This is a genomic window from Cellulophaga baltica 18 (assembly GCF_000468615.2).
Taxonomy (GTDB): domain Bacteria; phylum Bacteroidota; class Bacteroidia; order Flavobacteriales; family Flavobacteriaceae; genus Cellulophaga; species Cellulophaga baltica.
The window spans coordinates 442,357-460,946 of sequence record NZ_CP009976.1 but is presented as its reverse complement, the minus strand read 5'-3'; the positions used below and the strand labels follow the sequence as shown (position 1 = coordinate 460,946).

Below are 18,590 nucleotides of genomic sequence, written 5' to 3'. Positions count from 1 at the left end.
AAAAATGAATGAAAGTATTATATGCAATTCAAGGAACCGGAAATGGCCATTTAAGTAGAGCTCGTGATATTATTCCAATTTTATTAAAGAAAGATATAGAGCTAGATCTTTTGTTAAGTGGTACACAGGCCGATATAGATATTCCGTATCCTGTTAAATACCAATTCCAAGGTTTAAGTTTTATTTTTGGAAAGAAGGGTGGGGTAGACCTATGGAAAACCTACATTAGAGCCAATTCAAGAAGACTTCAAAAAGAAATTAAGAGTTTGCCTATTGAAGACTATGATCTTATTATAAATGATTTTGAACCAGTTTCGGCTTGGGCTTGCAAACTAAAGAATAAACCCTGTATCAGTGTCAGTCATCAGGCTGCAGTTTTAATGAAAGGCAGTCCTAAACCTCACAAGCCAGATCCGTTAGGGCATTTGATATTAAGACGTTATGCACCCACCACAAAACAATACGGGTTTCATTTTAGCAATTTTAATCCGAGTATTTATACGCCTGTCATTCGTCAAGATATTCGTAATGCTAAAGTTGAAGTACGAGATCATTATACGGTGTACTTACCTTCCTACAGCGATGAAAAAATATTAAAAATGCTTTCAAAAGTGACTAATGCTACTTGGGAAGTGTTTTCAAAACATAATAAGGAACTGGTAACTCGTGGGAATGTAACAATTAAGCCTATAACAAACGAGGCATTTATAGCAAGTATGGCTACGAGTTCAGGTGTATTGTGTGGAGCTGGCTTTGAAGCGCCTGCAGAAGCACTATTCTTACATAAGAAGCTTTTGGTAATTCCTATGAAAGGGCAATACGAACAACAGTGTAATGCTGCGGCTCTTAAAAAATTGGGAGTTCCTGTAATACGTTCTTTAAAGACAAAACATTTAAGACGCATAAAAAAATGGATTGCCAATGACACGAGAGTAGTAGTTAACTATCCTGATCTCACAGAAGAAATAATAGATACTGTATTATCAGAGAACTTGAAGCCACGCTAATGAAGACTAAGAATAACACTTCAAAAAAATCTAAGTTCACGAGTAAAAAGTTCGGAGAAGATTTTGTTTGGGGAGTTTCTGTGGCGGCATATCAGATTGAAGGTGCTCATGATAAGCATGATAAGAGTCCTTCTATCTGGGATAGTTTTACAGATCAAATAGGCGTAATTCATAAAGGTGAAAATGGCAATACCGCCTGCGATTTTTATCATAAGTACAAGGAAGATATTTTGCTGATGAAAGCCATGAATATTCCTAATTTCAGATTTTCGCTCTCGTGGTCTAGGTTATTGCCAATGGGTACTGGAGAAGTAAGTGAAAAAGGAATACAGTTTTATAATGAGGTGATAGATTTTTGCTTGGAGCAAAAGATTACTCCTTGGGTAACGCTTTATCATTGGGATCTTCCTCAGGTTTTACAAGACCAAGGTGGTTGGACTAATAGGGCAATAGTGTCATGGTTTGAGAATTTCACGAAGGTCTGTGCTACTCATTTTGGAGACCGTGTAAAACACTGGATGGTGTTGAATGAGCCGATGGTATTTACAGGGGCAGGTCATTTTCTAGGGGTTCATGCGCCCGGGCTTAAAGGCTTAAAGAATTTTTTACCAGCTATTCATCATGCGGTATTATGCCAAGCAGCAGGAGGTAAACTGCTAAGAGCATTGGTGCCAAATGCTGTAATTGGCACTACATTTAGCTGCTCTTATATTACTCCTATTGATAAGAAAAAGAAAAATGTTTTAGCAGCAGAAAAAGCAGATGCTTTACTAAATAGATTATTTATAGAGCCTTCATTAGGTTTAGGATATCCTGCAGCAGCGGCACCTGTTCTAAAAAAGCTGAATAAATACATACAGCCAGGAGATCTTGAGGATGCTGTTTTTGAGTTTGATTTTATCGGAATTCAGAACTACACCAGAGAAGTGGTAAAGCATAGTTATTTTGTACCTTATTTGAGTGCTAAAATAATTGAAGCGAATAAGCGAAACGTACAGACTACCGTAATGAATTGGGAGGTTTATCCTAAAAGTATCTACAAAATGATTAAGAAGTTTAATGGATATGAAGGAGTGAAAAAAATTATTATAACAGAAAATGGGGCCGCCTTTGAAGATAATGTGGCCAATGGTTTTGTAAATGATATAGAACGAAGAAAATTTTTTAAGCAGTATTTGAGGCAAGTATATAAAGCCAAGGAAAAAGGATTAAAGATAGATGGTTATTTTGTGTGGACTTTGATGGATAATTTTGAATGGGCAGAAGGATATAAACCGCGATTTGGACTTGTTTATGTTGATTTCGGTACTCAAAAAAGAATTATAAAATCTTCTGGAAAATGGTTTGCTAAGTTCTTAAAACCTTAAAAAATAAAAAGTCGATATTGCTATCGACTTTTACACTTAACTAAACGTACAAAAACGGCCTAATCATTATTTCTATCTTCATTGTTTTTGTGCCCTTTTTTTTCACCTTTTTGGTGCTTACCTTTTCTACCTTCTCTGTTGCGATGATGAGCCATTTTTTCCCATTTCTCAAATTGCTCTTTGGTTAAAACAGATTTCATTTTCTTTTTTTGCTCAATTCTTTGGTCAAGCATTTTAGATTGCATTTCATACCGCTGATCAGAATTTAGGTTTTTAGTAGTCCCATTTTCTCTAGCTTGTTTACGTGCTTCCATCTTTGCTAGACGCTCCGTAGCATGCTCTAATTCTAATACATACACTTTTGCTTGCTGACTCTCAGTTAAATCTAAAGCTAAGGTCATTTTTTTAGTAGACAATGTAGCCATTTGATCTGGAGTCATCTCACTCTTCATTTCTCTTTTCTGTGCAAAGGCATTTAATCCTATAAATAGCACAAGAACTCCTATTACTTTTTTCATGTTTAAAAATTTAAATTACTTTACCTTTTGACTGATGGGTTGTTAAAAGGTTTAATAATTTACTTTTATTTAACACAAAAGCCAATACATTACGTATTGGCTGTCGTTTTTAATAGCTAATGTTTAGTTGGTTACATTTCAATTATCAGCTTGCTCTAGATCATCTGTATTTTCCATATCAGATAATTGCATAGTAGCGAAGTTATCATCACTAGACAATGAGTTGTTTTTGTTTTGTTCTTCTAGACTATAATATAGAATAGAACATAAGACAAATGCTAAAAAGAAAAGTAGGCTTTTAAGTTTCGGGGTCATAGTATCATTCGTTTATAGAATACAAATGTAAGAAAATACATACATATATTAAAAATATGTTGTGAGAACTGGTGTAATTGTAGGTCTAACTATCAATATTTGTAGACAACTATGCATGGAGGTTAATTTAAGATCAAAAAAAAGGTGTGAATTTTAATTCACACCTTTTGTAATATTATCCATCAGTATTGGTTTTAATACTTATTCAAGGAAACTGTATTTTTTTGAGATATTTCTGTTTTAGAACTAGAGAAATCAGTACTTGTGCTTGATGAGCTGTCTGTTACTGTATAGACCAAACATGCAATGATTAATAGTGCGAAATATACGATGCTTTGAATTCTTTTTGTCATAATCTGGGGGTTTAAAGCGATACTCAAAACTAAGAAATTGTTCCCTTTATCGTTTTATCAATGTTGTCAAATGCAGATTTGTATAGGTCAAATCCGCATTTGAGTAGTTTAACATTTTTATTTAGGGTCTAAAATCTGATCAATACGTACTACAGCATCTTGTAAATGATATTTACTCATACTATCAGACGTTCTACCAATAGCCGCTTTTATTGCACGTTTCAAAATATTTAATTCGGCTCTGGCTACAGAACGTACATCCGATTGGCTTGTATTAAGCGGTGTAGATTTTACATACGGACTAGATCTTCTACTTTTTGTTTGAGATTCAGCAGTCATTAAATACGTTAAACGATCAATATGTGCTTTCTGTAAATTTCTGCGGTACGTATCAATTTTACTCCCTCTTGATAATTCTGACCAGATCCCTGTTCTAAGATCTTTCATCATAGTAGTTAAGGCATAAGCCTCTTTGCCATTTATAGTTTCATTCTCTATGATACGGGCAATTTTTCCAAGACTTAAGATGTTATCTAATGTTCTAACTTGTATAGATCGTAAGCGTTCAATAGAACCAGAGTATTCTATTTTATTAAATATGTCTTGATCCAATAACCATTCTGGGGTGGTAAATAATTCTTTTTGAACAAAAGCTAAACTATTTTTTTGACGCTCTTTAGCAACAGGCGTATATACTGCTCCTTCTTGATCAAAAGTTTTATAATTCTCATAAACACCTCCTATATTATTAGAAACATGTCCCATATAACGGTTATACTGTGAAAGTACTTGCTCATAAAGCGTACCTAAATCGTCATATTTTTTACCGTCTTCGGCAATCCAGGTTGCTAAATTTGGAACGATACGCTTTAAATTTGCAATACCATAGGTGCTCGCTTTAACAGCATCGTCTCCTAAATCTTCTGTTTGAGAACTTGGATCTACCACATCGCCTGCCTGTTGGTGACCAAATCTATATAAAGGATCTCCTGCATGCGCTAAAATCCACTGATCTAGAACAGGCTTTTCTTCTTCAGCATTCTTATCTGAAATTGGTCGGTATCCCCAACTAATTGCATATTTATCATAAATTCCAATCTCTGGCATTAATGCAACACCTTCATCTCCTGGTTGTGCTACATAATTAAAACGTGCATAATCCATAATAGAAGGTGCTGTTCCATATTTTTTAGTAAACGTTGCAGAACGAAGAGAATCTACTGGGTATGCAACACTACTTCCCATATTATGAGGTAAGCCTAAAGTGTGTCCTACTTCATGAGAGGATACAAAACGAATTAATCTACCCATAACGTCATTCTTAAACTTAACGCTTCTAGCGTCTTCGTTAATGGCCGCAGTTTGTACAAAATACCAGTTACGTAATAAAGTCATTACATTATGATACCAATTGATGTCAGATTCTAAGATCTCACCAGTTCTAGGATCACTTACGTGAGGACCGTTAGCATTAGGAATAGGAGAAGCTAAATACCGAACTACAGAATACCGAACATCTTCAGGAGACCATTCAGGGTCTTCTTCTTTACTCGGTGGATCTTTAGCAATAATAGCATTTTTAAAACCTGCAGCTTCAAATGCTACTTGCCAATCTTCAATACCTTGCTTGATAAAAGGCACCCATTCCTTTGGTGTAGCACGGTCTATGTAGTATACAATTTGTTTTTTTGGTTCAACAAGTTCCCCATTTTTAAACTTTTCAAGATCTTCATCTTTTACTTCAAGTCTCCAACGGTCTAAGAAGGTTACTGTTTTACTTTCTTGAGCATCTAAACCATAATCTACTTGACCACGAGCAAACCAACCTACACGTTCGTCATAGTAACGTTTTTTCATAGGCTCTGCAGGTAGTAATATCATGGAGTTATTAATCTCAATAGAAATAGAACCTAAATCGCCATTAGAAGGGGCGGCACTTGCTAAATATGTTTTTACATGTCTAGCTTCAATATTTAAAGGGTAACTCTTAACAGATTCTACATAACTTCTGTCATTATCTAAACGAGAAACTTTAAACCTTTTTCTGTAAAAGTCAGGCATCCCTAAAGCATTTACATCTTTTTCAAATAAATCTCCTACTTCAATTACAGTAGCAGGGTTAATAGAATCTTTTTTAAGTGCTTTTATGTCAAAAGCGTATAATACAGGCTCAAAATTAGAGTTTACAACAGCCTCATGTACCGGTAAAGAATCTGCTGCAATAACATCATAAGAAACGACACGTAGTAATACTTTTTTATCTTTCTTTTCCCAACGTAATACTTGAGTGTTAATTTTTCCACCACCAAAACCAAGTCCGTTAGCTGTTTTGGAGATACGGCTCACCATTAACATTTCTTTGTTAAAAAGAGAATCTGGAATTTCATAAAAGAACTTACTGTTAACTTCATGAACATCAAAAAGTCCTTTGTCGGTTTTAGCTTCTTTTGTGATTACTTTTTCATAAGCTTCAATGCCACCTTTTTTAGGTTTGCCTTGATCGCTTTTTTGCTCTGATTTATTTTTTTTCTTTTTGAAAATTTGAGCTTCGGTTGTAGAGAAACAACCTACGAGAGCGAGAACAAGGAGTGCCCGCTTCATGAGAGTTTTGAACATTTTGTATGATAGTTTAATTAGTCTTTCCCAAATAACGAAAATAAAAATTAAATTTTCGTTAACGATATCTTAATCTGATCAACCTAAATGTTAACAATAAACCATGTTATTATTTGATTTCTAGTCGATTAATTTAACTTGTTGTTGTTATATTGTTAATTATTCATGAAATGTGTAACATTTTAAGAATTAAAGCGTCTCTTTGGTATATTCAATAATATTTGCAAACAGCGTAAAAAGTTAGTTATTGGAATTAGTCGATTCAAAGCCCTTGATTTATCAGGGGCTTTGTTTCGTTTTAAAACCTATGGGAGTGGTTTCAGAGCAAAAAAAAAGGAAAGAGCCTTTTACGGTCTTTCCCTTTAATTATAAATTAAACTGAATTGTTATTCTTTAAGTGCAGCAATTAAATCAGTTTCTGTTTTGGTAACTTTTAATACGCCCATTTTTCCTAAAGCTTTTATGCTTTTATCCCAAGCTTTATTACTTAAATCTGCTTCAGTTTTAAGATCTGCTAGTGGCATTTCTTGCTTCTTTTTTAAGATTTCGAAAATTATTTTTTCATTATCAGAAAGTTCCAAAGCTTTTTTCTCAGGCCTCATTTGTGGGAAGAATAAAACCTCTTGTATTGATGAATTATTAGTCATCAGCATTACCAAGCGGTCAATACCAATACCAATACCAGCAGTAGGAGGCATACCATATTCCAAGGCGCGAATAAAATCTTGATCTATAAACATAGCTTCATCATCTCCTTTAGCAGATAATTTCAATTGCTCTTCAAAACGTTCTCTTTGATCTATAGCATCGTTTAACTCTGAATAGCAATTTGCTAATTCTTTTCCATTTACCATTAACTCAAAACGCTCCGTAAGTGCAGGATTATCTCTATGCTGTTTGGTAAGCGGACTCATTTCCTTAGGGTAATCTGTGATAAATGTTGGTTGAATATATAAGTGCTCACATTTTTCTCCGAAGATTTCATCAATAAGTTTTCCTACCCCCATTGTTTCATCTACTTCCAATCCTAATTTTTTACCAACTTCTCTTAATTCTACTTCATCCATACCGGCAACATCATAGCCTGTATGCTCTTTTATAGCTTCAAGAATGGGTACTCTTGGGTACGGAGCTTTAAATTCTATTTCATTTTTACCCACAGTTACTTTTGAAGTATCATTAGCGTCTATAGCTACTTTCTCTAAAAGTTGCTCTGTCATATCCATCATCCAATTGTAATCTTTGTAAGCAACATAAAGTTCCATTACTGTAAATTCTGGATTATGGGTACGGTCCATACCTTCATTTCTAAAATCTTTAGAAAATTCATAGACCCCATCAAAACCACCAACAATTAGTCTTTTTAAATAAAGCTCATTCGCAATACGCAAGTATAACGGAATGTTTAGCGCATTGTGGTGTGTTAAAAACGGGCGCGCAGATGCACCACCGGGAATGGGTTGTAGGATAGGTGTTTCTACTTCTAAATATTCACGGTCATTAAAAAACTGACGAATACTATTCGTGATTTTGGTTCTTTTAATGAAAGTTTGTTTTACAGACGGATTTACGATTAAATCTACGTAGCGCTGACGGTAACGTAATTCCGGATCATTAAATTCATCATGCACTTTACCATCAGGATCAACTTTAGGTAAAGGTAGCGGGCGTAAAGATTTACAAAGAATAGTAAAGTCTTTTACGAGTACCGTTTTTTCTCCTACTTGAGTGGTAAAAAGCTCTCCTTCGACACCAATGATATCACCTAAATCTGTTAATTTTTTAAAGATATCGTTGTATTTAGAATGATCATCTTCAGGGCAAATTTCATCTCTATTAAAATACAATTGCACGCGCCCTTCACTATCTTGTAAAGCGGCAAAAGAAGCTTTTCCTTGTATTTTTTTACGCATTAAACGACCGGCAACGATAACCTTTTTACCTTCTTTATAGTCAGTTTTAATACTTTTTGAAGTTGTATCTACTGGGTATAAAGCAGCAGGATAAGGATCAATACCTAATTCTCTTAATTTGGTTAATTTCTCTCTTCGGATTACCTCTTGTTCTGTGAGTTGCATTTTTCTACTTATTAAGGCTGCAAATATAGGTACAATGCTCCAATTCATCAATCTGAAAAAAAGTAAATGTTGCTAAATATCATTTTTATTAAAATACTGTAACATATATTTAGCTTTATCGTCTAATAGGTACATTCATCAATCAAAATCAATCAAAATCAATCAAAATGAGTATTTGGAGAGTTCTTTTAGCTATTTTTTTTCCACCCTTAGCTGTAATTGGTAAAGGCTGCGGTTCTATTATTATCGTTTTTTTATTAACCCTTTGTGGTTGGGTGCCAGGCGTTATTGCAGCTTTGGTGATCTTAAATAACCCTGATAATTAGTTTCGTATAATATAGGTCTTTGTATCTTTGTAGGCATGAATAAGCTTGTTATATATAAAGATCTAGGGCTAAAAGATTATAAAGAAACTTGGGACTACCAAGAGATGCTTTTTAAGTCTATTATAGCGACTAAAATTAGAAATAGAAGAGAGGAATTAACACTTGAGACTACAAATTATCTTCTTTTTGTGGAGCATCCTCATGTCTATACTTTAGGGAAAAGTGGTGATATGGGTAATCTTCTTATTGACGAAGCTCAACTAAATGCTAAAGGTGCTACCTTTTACAAGATAAATAGAGGAGGGGATATTACTTATCACGGTCCAGGGCAAATTGTAGGCTATCCGATTTTAGACTTAGATAATTTTTTTACGGACATTCATAAATACCTTCGTTTCTTAGAAGAGGTAGTTATTCTAACCTTGCAGGAGTATGGTCTCAAAGCGGAACGCTCTGAAGGAGAAACAGGGGTTTGGCTCGATGTAGGCACCCCTTTCGCTCGTAAAATATGTGCCATGGGAGTTAGAGCTAGTAGATGGGTAACCATGCATGGTTTTGCACTAAATGTAAATGCAGATTTAGGGTATTTTGATTTAATGATACCTTGTGGAATAAAAGATAAAGCAGTGACTTCTTTAAATGTAGAATTGGGGCAAAAAGATGTAAATATGGAAGAAGTGAAAGAAAAGCTGTTAAAGCATTTTTCTGTTTTATTTGAGGCAGAATTTATAAAAGAAAAAACCGAGGTCTAGACCTCGGTTTTTTACTTGGTAATCATTTGTTAAACTTGGTTAATGTTGTAGTACTTATTAAATCTCCATTGCTCTTATAGCTTTCCTGTTTTACCATTCCTATACCTTCAGTAAGCCATAGTCTAGAGGGGTAGGTTCTTTTTATTCCCATTACTTGTGATTCATTCTCACTATAGATAACAAAGCATTCATAAGAACCAGAAATGGTAGTAATGTTTTCCTTTTTTTCAACTTTCCTGTTTATCGTATTTACTATAGTTTTCATGTTCATTCCGGCCATGCTTATGTTCATAGTAACATTGGCATTGGTCAGTTCTTGACCAATACTCAATTCATTAGGGAGTTCTATGTCTGTACCCGTGAGTGCTACATCGATATCCATTTCGTGATATTGTTTTATCATATCTCCTGCCATTAGAGATTGGAAATCAATTTTAACTCCAGATCCTGTACACGTAATGTTATAGCTAGACTGTATAATTTCTTTACCTTTTTTATCACTTAAATTAATCGTCATTTCTGCTACAGTAGTATTTGCGCTGTTGCTTACTTTTGAAACCATATAATTGGCAGTACTTTCTATTTTACCTTTTTTATTGGTAGAAGTGTATTCAAAGCTAGTACCTTCTTCTAGAGGGTAGTACCTACTACAGTTTATTTGGCTCACTACCTTCGGAATGTATAGAAGGCTAATAATTAGTACGATAAATAGATTTCTCATGATTTTCTATTTTAGTGTTTCTTTGAACAAGATAGAGCATGAAGTACCTAATAATGAGGTGATTTGTGTAGATGGAAGTAGAACTTGTGTAACTAACTTCTTTTAAAAGATTAATTGATGCGATAAACAATTATAGAGTTTTCCTGGTCTTTAGCGACAAATTCTAATTTTTTATCATTATCCATATCTAATAAATCAATGGAAGAATTACCAAATACAGGAAAGTTTTGAATAGACTTTAGGCTGCTATCAAATAAATATATTTTTTGATTTTGCAAATCCGTTACACTCACATATAATTTCTTATTATTAAAAAATAGTTTGGGCTTTGAATATAAACCCAGTTCTAGCTCAATTTTTTTACCTTTTACCATTAATGTATTTTCATTCATTACGGCTAGGGTATTTGTAGAAGCGTCAATAGTATGGTCCTTAGAGAGTTTTAGATCTTTTTTGTCAACATTTCCTTTCTCATCAATTTGGAGAAGTGTGCCTTTATCATCGGTAACTGTAAATTGATTTTCAAAATTATAAACCTCATTATCGGAGAAAGTTATTTTTTCCTTTACCGTAATTCGGTCTGCTCCCACGCGGCTAAGTATTCGTAGGGTCCCATCTTCTTGGGGAAATGTTATATAATCCTTTTTGTTAAATCTGAAATGTTTAGGAGCTTTAGTAATGGTTTTTCCGGTGTCTTTAAAATTGAAGCCATCTACGCGTTTTCCAGAATTGTCAAACATGGCTATGTTGGATTTATTGGTAACGAGAAAGCGATAATTTCTAGTATTATCATAGTCAAAAACAGAAAGACTAGTTAATTGTGCATCTTCAAAAGTCATTGTGAAAGGGGCGACAGCTTCTCCGTTTCTATCTAGAATAAAGAATTGGTTATCTGTAGTAAAGGCAAATTGTAGGCGTCCGTTTTTATATAAATCTACTTGAGAAATTTCCCCTCTAATTTTACCTTCCAATTGTTTTTTCCATAAGACCTTTCCTTCTGTAGAAATCAAGTAAAGAATATTATTAACATCTTGAACTATAATTTCGTGTTTTTTGGTAAGATGGTTTTCTACAAATTGTGGTTCCGATTCGATGTTATGATCTAGTTGAACAGTGAACAATGGTGCTGTTAGGTTACTTTCACTCTGTGTGGTTATTTTTTTTAATAAAATACTGGTATGAAAAAAATCTTTGTCAGAAACTAATTGACCTATGACAACATGATCATTGAAATCTATATTAGAAAGCTGTTCTGAAACATCTTCCTTTATATCATTTTGATGAAAATTAGAGAGTCCTTCGGATGAAGAGATGAATAGGATGTTAGACTCATCTGCAATCGTGTTTTTTACGCTATGGTACACTTCAGATTTATCAAATGTAGCTTCATTCTTATAGTTGCTAATCGTATTTTGTAAGGGCTCTAAGTTTTCTGAAAATATAATAATCTCTTCTAAAATAGTAGCATAGTTAGTTTCAAATTTAGGCAGAATTGCTTTAAAGCTTTCTAGGAACGATGTGTTGGTAAGCTTCAGGATTTCATTCCCTTGATAATTTATAGTGTTGTTAGAGTTTTTGGTGAGAATCTCTACGAGATACTCGGCGTCTAGGGTTTGTAGTAATATTACCTTATCATTTGATAAACCAATGATCCCTAGTTCTTGTACGGCTTGAAATGTAGTATCTTTTTTAGGTAATGCCTCTAAATATTTTTGTTGATTTTTATAGTAGTTGTCAAAATTTTTGAAAGTGTAAGAGGTAATGTATTGTGCATTTATCGGGGCGTAGAATTGCGTGCTGTTTAAGGCGGGACTAACATTAGCAAATAAAGATGCAAATTTAGTGTGGTTGCCATCATTGCAGGTGCTAATTCCTGTTAGTTTTAACTCGTTTTGTTTAAGTATTGCATCTAGAGAAATCCAATCAGAGAAATCAGCTAAATCAAAAGTGCTCGTTTCCTTCAAAGAGGCTGTTAGGTTTTGGCAGTATTTAGTATTCAAAAATAAAACTGCAGCTTTACGATTACTACTAGAATCGTAAAGTTTTTTTAGTTTTGGATCCGTTTCTGGAAATTCTTTGGTCCTTATTAAGTTCTCAATCAATAATTGTGAAGAAGAAATAAAGGTATATTCTTCTACCTTATATATATAGGCAATTTGGTCTTCAAGGGTTGCTTTGGTGAAGGTGTAGTTCTCGTATTTTATTTCTTCTATTGTTTTATTGGGAATACTCTTTAGATCTAATAATGCTGAAGAGGTTTTGGTTTTAAAAAAATAATCTAGTTTTCCTTTTCCAACCTCAATGAAGCTAAGAATGCTTTCATTGCTAGGTTTTAGGTGCGATAGGAGTTTTAGGTAATCAAAACTTTCTGAAAAATGGGTCGTCTGTTGGTACTCCTTTAAAAAGGAGTTATTTTTTAATTCGCTTACAAAAAGATCGTAATCATTGATTTTAATAAGTATAGCTGCATCTTGAGGAATACGCTCCAGAAGAGTAGAAGGGGTGTTTACTTCTTTCTTACAACTAATAAATAGGATGAAAATGAAAATGCAAACTTTAAATTTCATGAAGGCAGCTTTTTTGCAAATTTAAAATTAAAACGATGATATTCTTAAATGTACAGCTATATCTTTAATTCTAGTTGCTCGGGTAGTTGTTTAAAGCTTTTTCTGTGGTATTTTGTAATGCCGTATTTTCTAATAGCGGCTCGGTGTTCTTTGGTAGGGTATCCTTTGTTTTGTTTCCAATTATACATGGGAAATTCCTCGTGAAGTAGGTTCATAACTTCATCGCGATACGTTTTGGCTAATATAGAAGCAGCTGCAATACTCATATATTTACTATCACCTTTAATAATGCAATCATAAGTGTAGTTCTCCATAGGTTTAAACCTATTTCCATCAACGATAATGTGTCTAGCTGCGGTATCTAATTTTAGTACAGATTTTTGCATGGCCAGTATCGATGCATTCAAAATATTAATATCGTCAATAATCAAGGGTTCAATGTGGGTGACAGCGTAACACAGTGCTAAATCTTCTATAATTGGTTTTAGTGTAAATCGATTAATCTCAGATAATTTTTTTGAGTCATTTAACAAACTGTTTTTAAATTTCTCGGGAAGCACCACTGCAGCTGCAGTAACGGGTCCTGCAAGACAGCCACGACCGGCTTCATCAGTGCCTATTTCATTTTTAGAGAGATGGAATTTTTTGAGCATTTCTAAAGGTCAGTTGTTAAGTTAATTATTAAGTAAAATTAAGAATTTAATTAGGGAGTAATTTTAAGTCTATAAATTTTTGGAAGTATTTTTTCTACTTAGGCTACTTAAAAGGAGGAAAAGGATTACGAAAAAATAGCTATCAACTATTGTTGTTATTTTATTTCACAATTATTGGGTTAAAATCATGTTTTTAATTTAATTATTTATGTTAAAAGGTGTGTTTGTGTCAATGTTAATAATTCATGAGGGGTTATCTCGTAAAAAATAATTAAAATTTAACATAATCAATTTGTATTTCGTTAAATTATTTTTTGGTAAGCAAAAAAACAGCAGTTTTGTTTAAGACTAATTCAAAATATATCTAAATGAAACTAAACTTGACAAAAATTTTAACACTGACATTTGTGTTAATTATGAGTTTTTCTTTTGCACAAGAGAAAACAATTACGGGTGTCGTGACGGATCAATCTGGTTTGTCGTTACCTGGTGTTTCTGTTCTAATAGTTGGAACAACTAAAGGGACGCAAACTGATTTTGATGGAAACTATACTATAAGCGCTACTGTTGGATCGCGTTTAAAATTTAGTTATATCGGACAAAAAACTATTGAAAAATTAATTGGAGCTTCTAGTGTAATTTCTGTCACAATGGAAGAAGATGCTGAGGCTTTAGAAGAGGTGATTGTAACTGCTTACGGAACTACTACGAAAGAAGCTTTTACAGGATCAGCCAGTGTTGTAACTTCTGAAGAGTTGGCATTGAGAAGCGTAACGTCTCCTATTGCTGCAATAGAAGGTAGGGCTACTGGTGTTCAGTTCACTTCAGGCGGTGGACCGGGTTCATCTCCTAATATTGTTATTAGAGGTGTCGGAACTCTTAACGGTGTTTCTGATCCATTATATATCGTTGATGGAGTACAGTATGAAGGTGCATTGAATACAATTAATCAAAATGATATAGAGTCGTTTACTGTTTTGAAAGATGCTGCTTCTACGTCACTATACGGATCTAGAGCTGCGAATGGGGTTATTTTAATAACCACTAAGAGCGGTAAAAAAGGAGGTATTAAAGTTAATTTTTCAGCTACGCATGGTTTGGTGTCTAGAGGTATTGCAGCGTATGATGAAGTTACTCCTGGTCAATATTATGAAACTGCTTGGGAGGCTTTGAAAAATTCTAGTGCTGGCGGTGGAGATGCTGCTTTTGCATCTGCAAACATATATAACAGTTTGGGTTACAATCCTTTTGATGTTCCAAACGATCAAATCGTAGGGACGGATGGAAGGTTGAATCCTGACGCAAATTTAATTTATAACAGTTTAAACTGGTATGATGTAATGGAGCGAACGGGAGTTAGAAGTAATTACGATGTAAATATATCAGGTGGTGGAGATGATCATACAGTATTTTTCTCGGCTTCATACTTGGAAGAAGAAGGGTATGTTGTTACTTCTAAATTTGACCGTTTGACAACTCGTTTGAGAGGGGATTTTGATGTTAATGATTGGATAAGTATGGGTGGTAGTGCTAATATTACAATTTCAGAAGCTTCGGGTCCATCTTCAGCAGGAGATGATGGTATTGTAAATCCTTTTAGTTTTGCAAAAAATATAGGTTCTGTCTATCCTGTATACGTAAATGATTTGCAAGGAAATTTAGTTTTAGATGCAGGAGGTAATCCTGTTTTTGATAATGGAGAAGGATTTGCACAATATAATATAGGTACAAGACCTGTTAATCAAGGGAGAAATGCTTTGCAGGAACTTCTGTTAAATGATGAGCGCGATAACGATAATACATACGGTTTTAGAATGTATGCAAATTTTAAATTGTTAGAAGGACTTGATTTTAAATTAAATTACGGTAGAGATATCAACGAGGGTATTGAAAAAGAATATGAAAACAATATAATTGGAGATGCTCAGCCAACAGGAAGGTTTAGTGAAACTAGATTTAGAAGAGAGGTAGAAAACTTCAATCAAATTTTTACTTACAATAAGAGTTTTAATAATACTCACAATTTTGATATTACTGCGGGTCATGAAAGTTTTGAAAGAACTTTTTCTGATGTTGACGGTTTGGCAATTGATCAAACAGCAGAGGGTATTTTTGAGTTAGATAACTTTGCAACTCCAGTGAGCTTGGGAGGGTCTACTACAAATAAAACTCTTGAGAGTTATTTTGCTAGAGCTAATTATAATTATGCTAATAAGTATTATATCAGTGGTTCTGTAAGGAGAGATGGTTCGTCTGTTTTTAGTACTGATGCAAGATGGGGAAGTTTTTATTCAGTAGGTGCTTCATGGAGAATAGATCAGGAGGCTTTTATGGATAATGTTTCATTTATTGATCAATTGAAGGTAAGGGGTTCTTATGGGGAAGTTGGAAATGACAATTTAGGAGACTTCTTTTTGTCTCAAGCAAGATACTCTTTAACATCTAACGCAGGAACACCTGCTATTGTGTGGTCGGAAATAGGGAATAGTAATTTACAATGGGAAACTGTAGAGAGTTTTGATTTGGCTTTAGAGTTTGCGTTATTTAATAATTTGTTTGATGGTACTGTAGAATATTACAAAAGAAATTCTTCTGAACTTTTGTATGATTTGCCAATAGCATTAAGTAATGGTCTAAATGTATTTCCTACGAATATCGGAGATATGTTTAATTCAGGATTTGAGATTGGATTAACTTCACATTTAATTAATAAGAATGATTTTAGATGGGATTTGACATTACAGGCGTCAACTTTCAAAAATGAGATAACTAGCTTGCCAGACCCATTTATTAATGGTTCAAAACGTTGGGAAGAAGGTCGTTCAAGATATGATTTTTATTTACTTCATACCGCAGGAGTTGATCCATCAAATGGAGATCAATTGTTCTTAATGTTTGAACTTGATACGGACGGTAATAGTATTCCGGTGTTAGATGCTCAAGGGGTTCAGGAGACTACAAATGACTGGCAGGAAACAGAGAGAGCTTACACGGGAGATACTTCTATTCCAGATCTTTTAGGGTCTATATCAAATAGTATCAGTTATAAAGGTTTTTCATTAGACGTTCTTGTTAACTATGGTATTGGAGGAACAATCCTAGATAATGCTTATTCCGCTATGATGCATGAAGGTAGTTTTGGGCGTTCTTTTCATCCAGATATTCTTAATGCTTGGCGTCAGGCTGGTGATATTACCAGCGTGCCTAGGTTGGAAAACGGAAATGCAGATTTAGTACAGACACAGTCTACTAGATTTCTAACAGATGCATCATTTTGGACACTTAAAAATGTAAATCTAGGATATACTTTCGATGACGTAATTTCAGAATCAATTGGTGTTGATAATTTAAGAGTTTCTTTATCTGGAGAGAATTTATTTCTAAAAAGTAAGCGAACAGGATTAGATCCTCAATATAATTTAGCAGGAACAGGATCAGGTAACGATTTTAGCCCCGCTAGGATTATATCTATTGGCTTAAATGTAGGATTTTAAATAAAAATAATAACAAGTATTATGTTTAAAAATATAAAATTAGTGTTTCTTGCAATAGCAGCTATTGTGGTGACCTCGTGTGAAGATGATTTTTTAGAAACGACTCCAACGGATGCTATTTCCGCAGCTGATGCCTTTGCGACAACAGAGAATATGGCCTTAGTCTTAAATGGCTTACATCGTGGGCAATATGCTCAATCTCAAACTATTTTTTCTGGAGGAGATAGTAATAGGTCTGGTAATCATTATTGGGTGCCGCTTGGAGATAACTTGGCGGGTGGTATGATTCATTCTGCTGTTGCAAATAATTTAGGATGGCAAAATGAGGCTCAATGGACCTCTCATACTCAAGAAACTTCGTTAACATCAGAACAACTGTGGTATGCGCGTTATAATACAATAGCTAGTGCCAATGCCTTAATTAATAATGCAACTAATGGTACTGTTGTAGAAGATGATAGACTTCGTGAAATTATTGGCCAAGCTTATTCGTATAGAGCCTATGCATACTTATCTTTAATTCAGCATTATGCTAAAGGATATTTAATAGGTAGTCCTTCTACAGATCCAGGAGTGCCTTTGTTGTTTTCTTCGGACTCTCCTTTTTCTAGTGCGCCACGATCTACAGTCGCAGAGATTTATACTCAAATGGAATCGGATATTGATTCAGCAATAAGCTATTTTGAAAATGCGACTTCTAGATCAACGGGTTCTGCAGATGCTAAATCTCAATTAAATATAGATGTTGCTTATGGTTTGAAAGCTCGTATTGCTTTATCTAAAGGTGACTGGGCTACAGCAGCTGCGGCGGCAGTAACGGCACGTCAAAATTATCCTTTAATGGATGAGGAAGATTATAAAAGTGGATTCAATACGACGTTGTTACCTGAGGTTATTTGGGGGAGTAATGTAATAACTACTGAGACCGTATTTTTCCGCTCTTATTTTTATTTAATTTCTAACACATTTAATGGAAGTCAGGTGAGGTCTAACCCAAAAATTGCGGATAAAAGATTAATTGATTTAATTCCAGATACTGATTATAGAAAAGATTTATTTTTAGTAGATGCTCCTAATACTAATGGTTCGGCATCAAATGGGTTAGGAGGGTATGAAAATAATACGAATCCATTGTATCCAACAGAAGATGCTTTTGATGAGGAAGTTCTTAGGTTAAAAAACATTTATGGTTTGACAGAAGCAGCTTTTAATCTTCATCCTTATATGCAAGTTAAGTTGCGTAACGCTAACCCTGGATCTACAGATCCGGATGATATCATTTATATGCGCTCTTCTGAAATGTATTTAATTGAGGCGGAAGCTGAAACTATGTTAGGAAATATTGGCGCGGCGCAAACTGCTCTGCAGCAATTAGGTGGTGCTAGAGATAGCGCTTATGATGCTACAGTTTTTAACACGCAAGATGCATTGATGGATCATATTAAGTTTCAGCGCGGTGTAGAATTATGGGGAGAAGGTTTCTTGTATACAGATAAAATACGTTGGGATGATGGAATCGATCATGCCGCTAATGGAGGTTCAGGAGCCTCTTTTGTACTGTATCAAGATGGATATCAACAAGCTAGACCTTCTGAGAATAATAATTGGATTTTTAAAATTCCACAAGCAGAGATAGATGCTAATCCAAATTTGACCTCTTCTGATCAAAATTAATTTTTTTACTTAAATAACTTAAAGGTCTGAAAATATTATTTTTCAGGCCTTTTTTTGTGTAAAATAAAGAGGTGATATTTTGTGTTTTCTGTTGTTTTAAGATTTTATCTATTTATGTCATCGTTTGAGTGGCTTTGATGTTTAAAAAC

14 protein-coding genes are annotated in these 18,590 nt (G+C 34.2%); 6 read left to right on the top strand and 8 right to left on the bottom strand.

Translation table 11 applies throughout. The features are described from left to right. Positions 1 to 8 precede the first annotated feature (8 nt). Positions 9 to 1,007 (top strand): glycosyltransferase family protein, encoded by a 999-nt coding sequence (locus M666_RS01875; protein WP_029444868.1) that lies wholly within the window; start codon positions 9 to 11, stop codon positions 1,005 to 1,007. Next, a complete protein-coding gene (locus tag M666_RS01870) occupies positions 1,007 to 2,374 on the top strand; it encodes a GH1 family beta-glucosidase (protein WP_029444867.1) in 1,368 nt (455 codons plus the stop codon). The genes M666_RS01875 and M666_RS01870 overlap by 1 nt, the downstream gene beginning before the upstream one ends. Before the next feature lie 59 nt (positions 2,375 to 2,433). Here the strand turns inward: M666_RS01870 and M666_RS01865 are convergent, their stop codons facing one another. From M666_RS01865 to lysS, 5 genes are all read right to left on the bottom strand, one after another. Further along, entirely contained in the window at positions 2,434 to 2,892 is a 459-nt protein-coding gene (locus tag M666_RS01865) for a DUF4890 domain-containing protein (RefSeq protein WP_029444866.1), read from the bottom strand. Between the two features lie 138 nt (positions 2,893 to 3,030). Continuing rightward, positions 3,031 to 3,207, bottom strand: coding sequence for a hypothetical protein (locus M666_RS20440; RefSeq protein WP_155854678.1), 177 nt, complete (start codon positions 3,205 to 3,207; stop codon positions 3,031 to 3,033). Between the two features lie 194 nt (positions 3,208 to 3,401). Further along, positions 3,402 to 3,560, bottom strand: coding sequence for a hypothetical protein (locus tag M666_RS20435; protein WP_155854876.1), 159 nt, complete (start codon positions 3,558 to 3,560; stop codon positions 3,402 to 3,404). A gap of 117 nt (positions 3,561 to 3,677) precedes the next feature. After that, positions 3,678 to 6,176: a zinc-dependent metalloprotease gene (locus M666_RS01860; protein ID WP_029444865.1), complete on the bottom strand. Its 2,499-nt coding sequence runs from the start codon at positions 6,174 to 6,176 to the stop codon at positions 3,678 to 3,680. A gap of 386 nt (positions 6,177 to 6,562) precedes the next feature. After that, positions 6,563 to 8,254, bottom strand: a complete 1,692-nt coding sequence (gene lysS / locus M666_RS01855) for a lysine--tRNA ligase (protein ID WP_024478899.1) — start codon at positions 8,252 to 8,254, stop codon at positions 6,563 to 6,565. 167 nt (positions 8,255 to 8,421) lie between these two features. Here lysS and M666_RS20190 point away from each other — a divergent pair, with 167 nt between their 5' ends. Continuing rightward, positions 8,422 to 8,580 carry a YqaE/Pmp3 family membrane protein gene (locus M666_RS20190; RefSeq protein ID WP_074538220.1) on the top strand — a complete coding sequence of 53 codons (159 nt, stop codon included), beginning with the start codon at positions 8,422 to 8,424 and terminating at the stop codon, positions 8,578 to 8,580. 35 nt (positions 8,581 to 8,615) lie between these two features. After that, a complete protein-coding gene (lipB, locus tag M666_RS01850) occupies positions 8,616 to 9,332 on the top strand; it encodes a lipoyl(octanoyl) transferase LipB (protein ID WP_029444864.1) in 717 nt (238 codons plus the stop codon). A gap of 22 nt (positions 9,333 to 9,354) precedes the next feature. Here lipB and M666_RS01845 read toward each other — a convergent pair whose 3' ends face one another. The 3 genes from M666_RS01845 to M666_RS01835 form a co-directional block, all read right to left on the bottom strand. Beyond that, a complete protein-coding gene (locus M666_RS01845) occupies positions 9,355 to 10,053 on the bottom strand; it encodes a TapB family protein (RefSeq protein ID WP_029444863.1) in 699 nt (232 codons plus the stop codon). A gap of 110 nt (positions 10,054 to 10,163) precedes the next feature. Then, on the bottom strand, positions 10,164 to 12,620 hold the full coding sequence (locus tag M666_RS01840) for a hypothetical protein (RefSeq protein ID WP_029444862.1): 2,457 nt from the start codon (positions 12,618 to 12,620) through the stop codon (positions 10,164 to 10,166). A gap of 56 nt (positions 12,621 to 12,676) precedes the next feature. Then, the gene (locus M666_RS01835) at positions 12,677 to 13,273 is read right to left on the bottom strand and encodes a ribonuclease HII (RefSeq protein WP_029444861.1); all 597 of its coding nucleotides are present in this window, start codon (positions 13,271 to 13,273) and stop codon (positions 12,677 to 12,679) included. Between the two features lie 368 nt (positions 13,274 to 13,641). Between M666_RS01835 and M666_RS01830 the strand changes: the two genes are divergently transcribed. Next, a complete protein-coding gene (locus tag M666_RS01830; RefSeq protein WP_029444860.1) occupies positions 13,642 to 16,767 on the top strand; it encodes a SusC/RagA family TonB-linked outer membrane protein in 3,126 nt (1,041 codons plus the stop codon). A 21-nt stretch (positions 16,768 to 16,788) separates the two neighbouring features. Further along, on the top strand, positions 16,789 to 18,441 hold the full coding sequence (locus M666_RS01825) for a RagB/SusD family nutrient uptake outer membrane protein (protein WP_029444859.1): 1,653 nt from the start codon (positions 16,789 to 16,791) through the stop codon (positions 18,439 to 18,441). Positions 18,442 to 18,590: the final 149 nt, after the last annotated feature.

Bases quoted from the DNA above. Each gene is read 5' to 3' on its own strand.
- M666_RS01875 (WP_029444868.1), top strand. From the start codon at position 9: ATGAAAGTATTATATGCAATTCAAGGAACCGGAAATGGCCATTTAAGT.
- M666_RS01870 (WP_029444867.1), top strand. From the start codon at position 1,007: ATGAAGACTAAGAATAACACTTCAAAAAAATCTAAGTTCACGAGTAAA.
- M666_RS01865 (WP_029444866.1), bottom strand. From the start codon at position 2,892: ATGAAAAAAGTAATAGGAGTTCTTGTGCTATTTATAGGATTAAATGCC.
- M666_RS20440 (WP_155854678.1), bottom strand. From the start codon at position 3,207: ATGACCCCGAAACTTAAAAGCCTACTTTTCTTTTTAGCATTTGTCTTA.
- M666_RS20435 (WP_155854876.1), bottom strand. From the start codon at position 3,560: ATGACAAAAAGAATTCAAAGCATCGTATATTTCGCACTATTAATCATT.
- M666_RS01860 (WP_029444865.1), bottom strand. From the start codon at position 6,176: ATGTTCAAAACTCTCATGAAGCGGGCACTCCTTGTTCTCGCTCTCGTA.
- lysS (WP_024478899.1), bottom strand. From the start codon at position 8,254: ATGCAACTCACAGAACAAGAGGTAATCCGAAGAGAGAAATTAACCAAA.
- M666_RS20190 (WP_074538220.1), top strand. From the start codon at position 8,422: ATGAGTATTTGGAGAGTTCTTTTAGCTATTTTTTTTCCACCCTTAGCT.
- lipB (WP_029444864.1), top strand. From the start codon at position 8,616: ATGAATAAGCTTGTTATATATAAAGATCTAGGGCTAAAAGATTATAAA.
- M666_RS01845 (WP_029444863.1), bottom strand. From the start codon at position 10,053: ATGAGAAATCTATTTATCGTACTAATTATTAGCCTTCTATACATTCCG.
- M666_RS01840 (WP_029444862.1), bottom strand. From the start codon at position 12,620: ATGAAATTTAAAGTTTGCATTTTCATTTTCATCCTATTTATTAGTTGT.
- M666_RS01835 (WP_029444861.1), bottom strand. From the start codon at position 13,273: ATGCTCAAAAAATTCCATCTCTCTAAAAATGAAATAGGCACTGATGAA.
- M666_RS01830 (WP_029444860.1), top strand. From the start codon at position 13,642: ATGAAACTAAACTTGACAAAAATTTTAACACTGACATTTGTGTTAATT.
- M666_RS01825 (WP_029444859.1), top strand. From the start codon at position 16,789: ATGTTTAAAAATATAAAATTAGTGTTTCTTGCAATAGCAGCTATTGTG.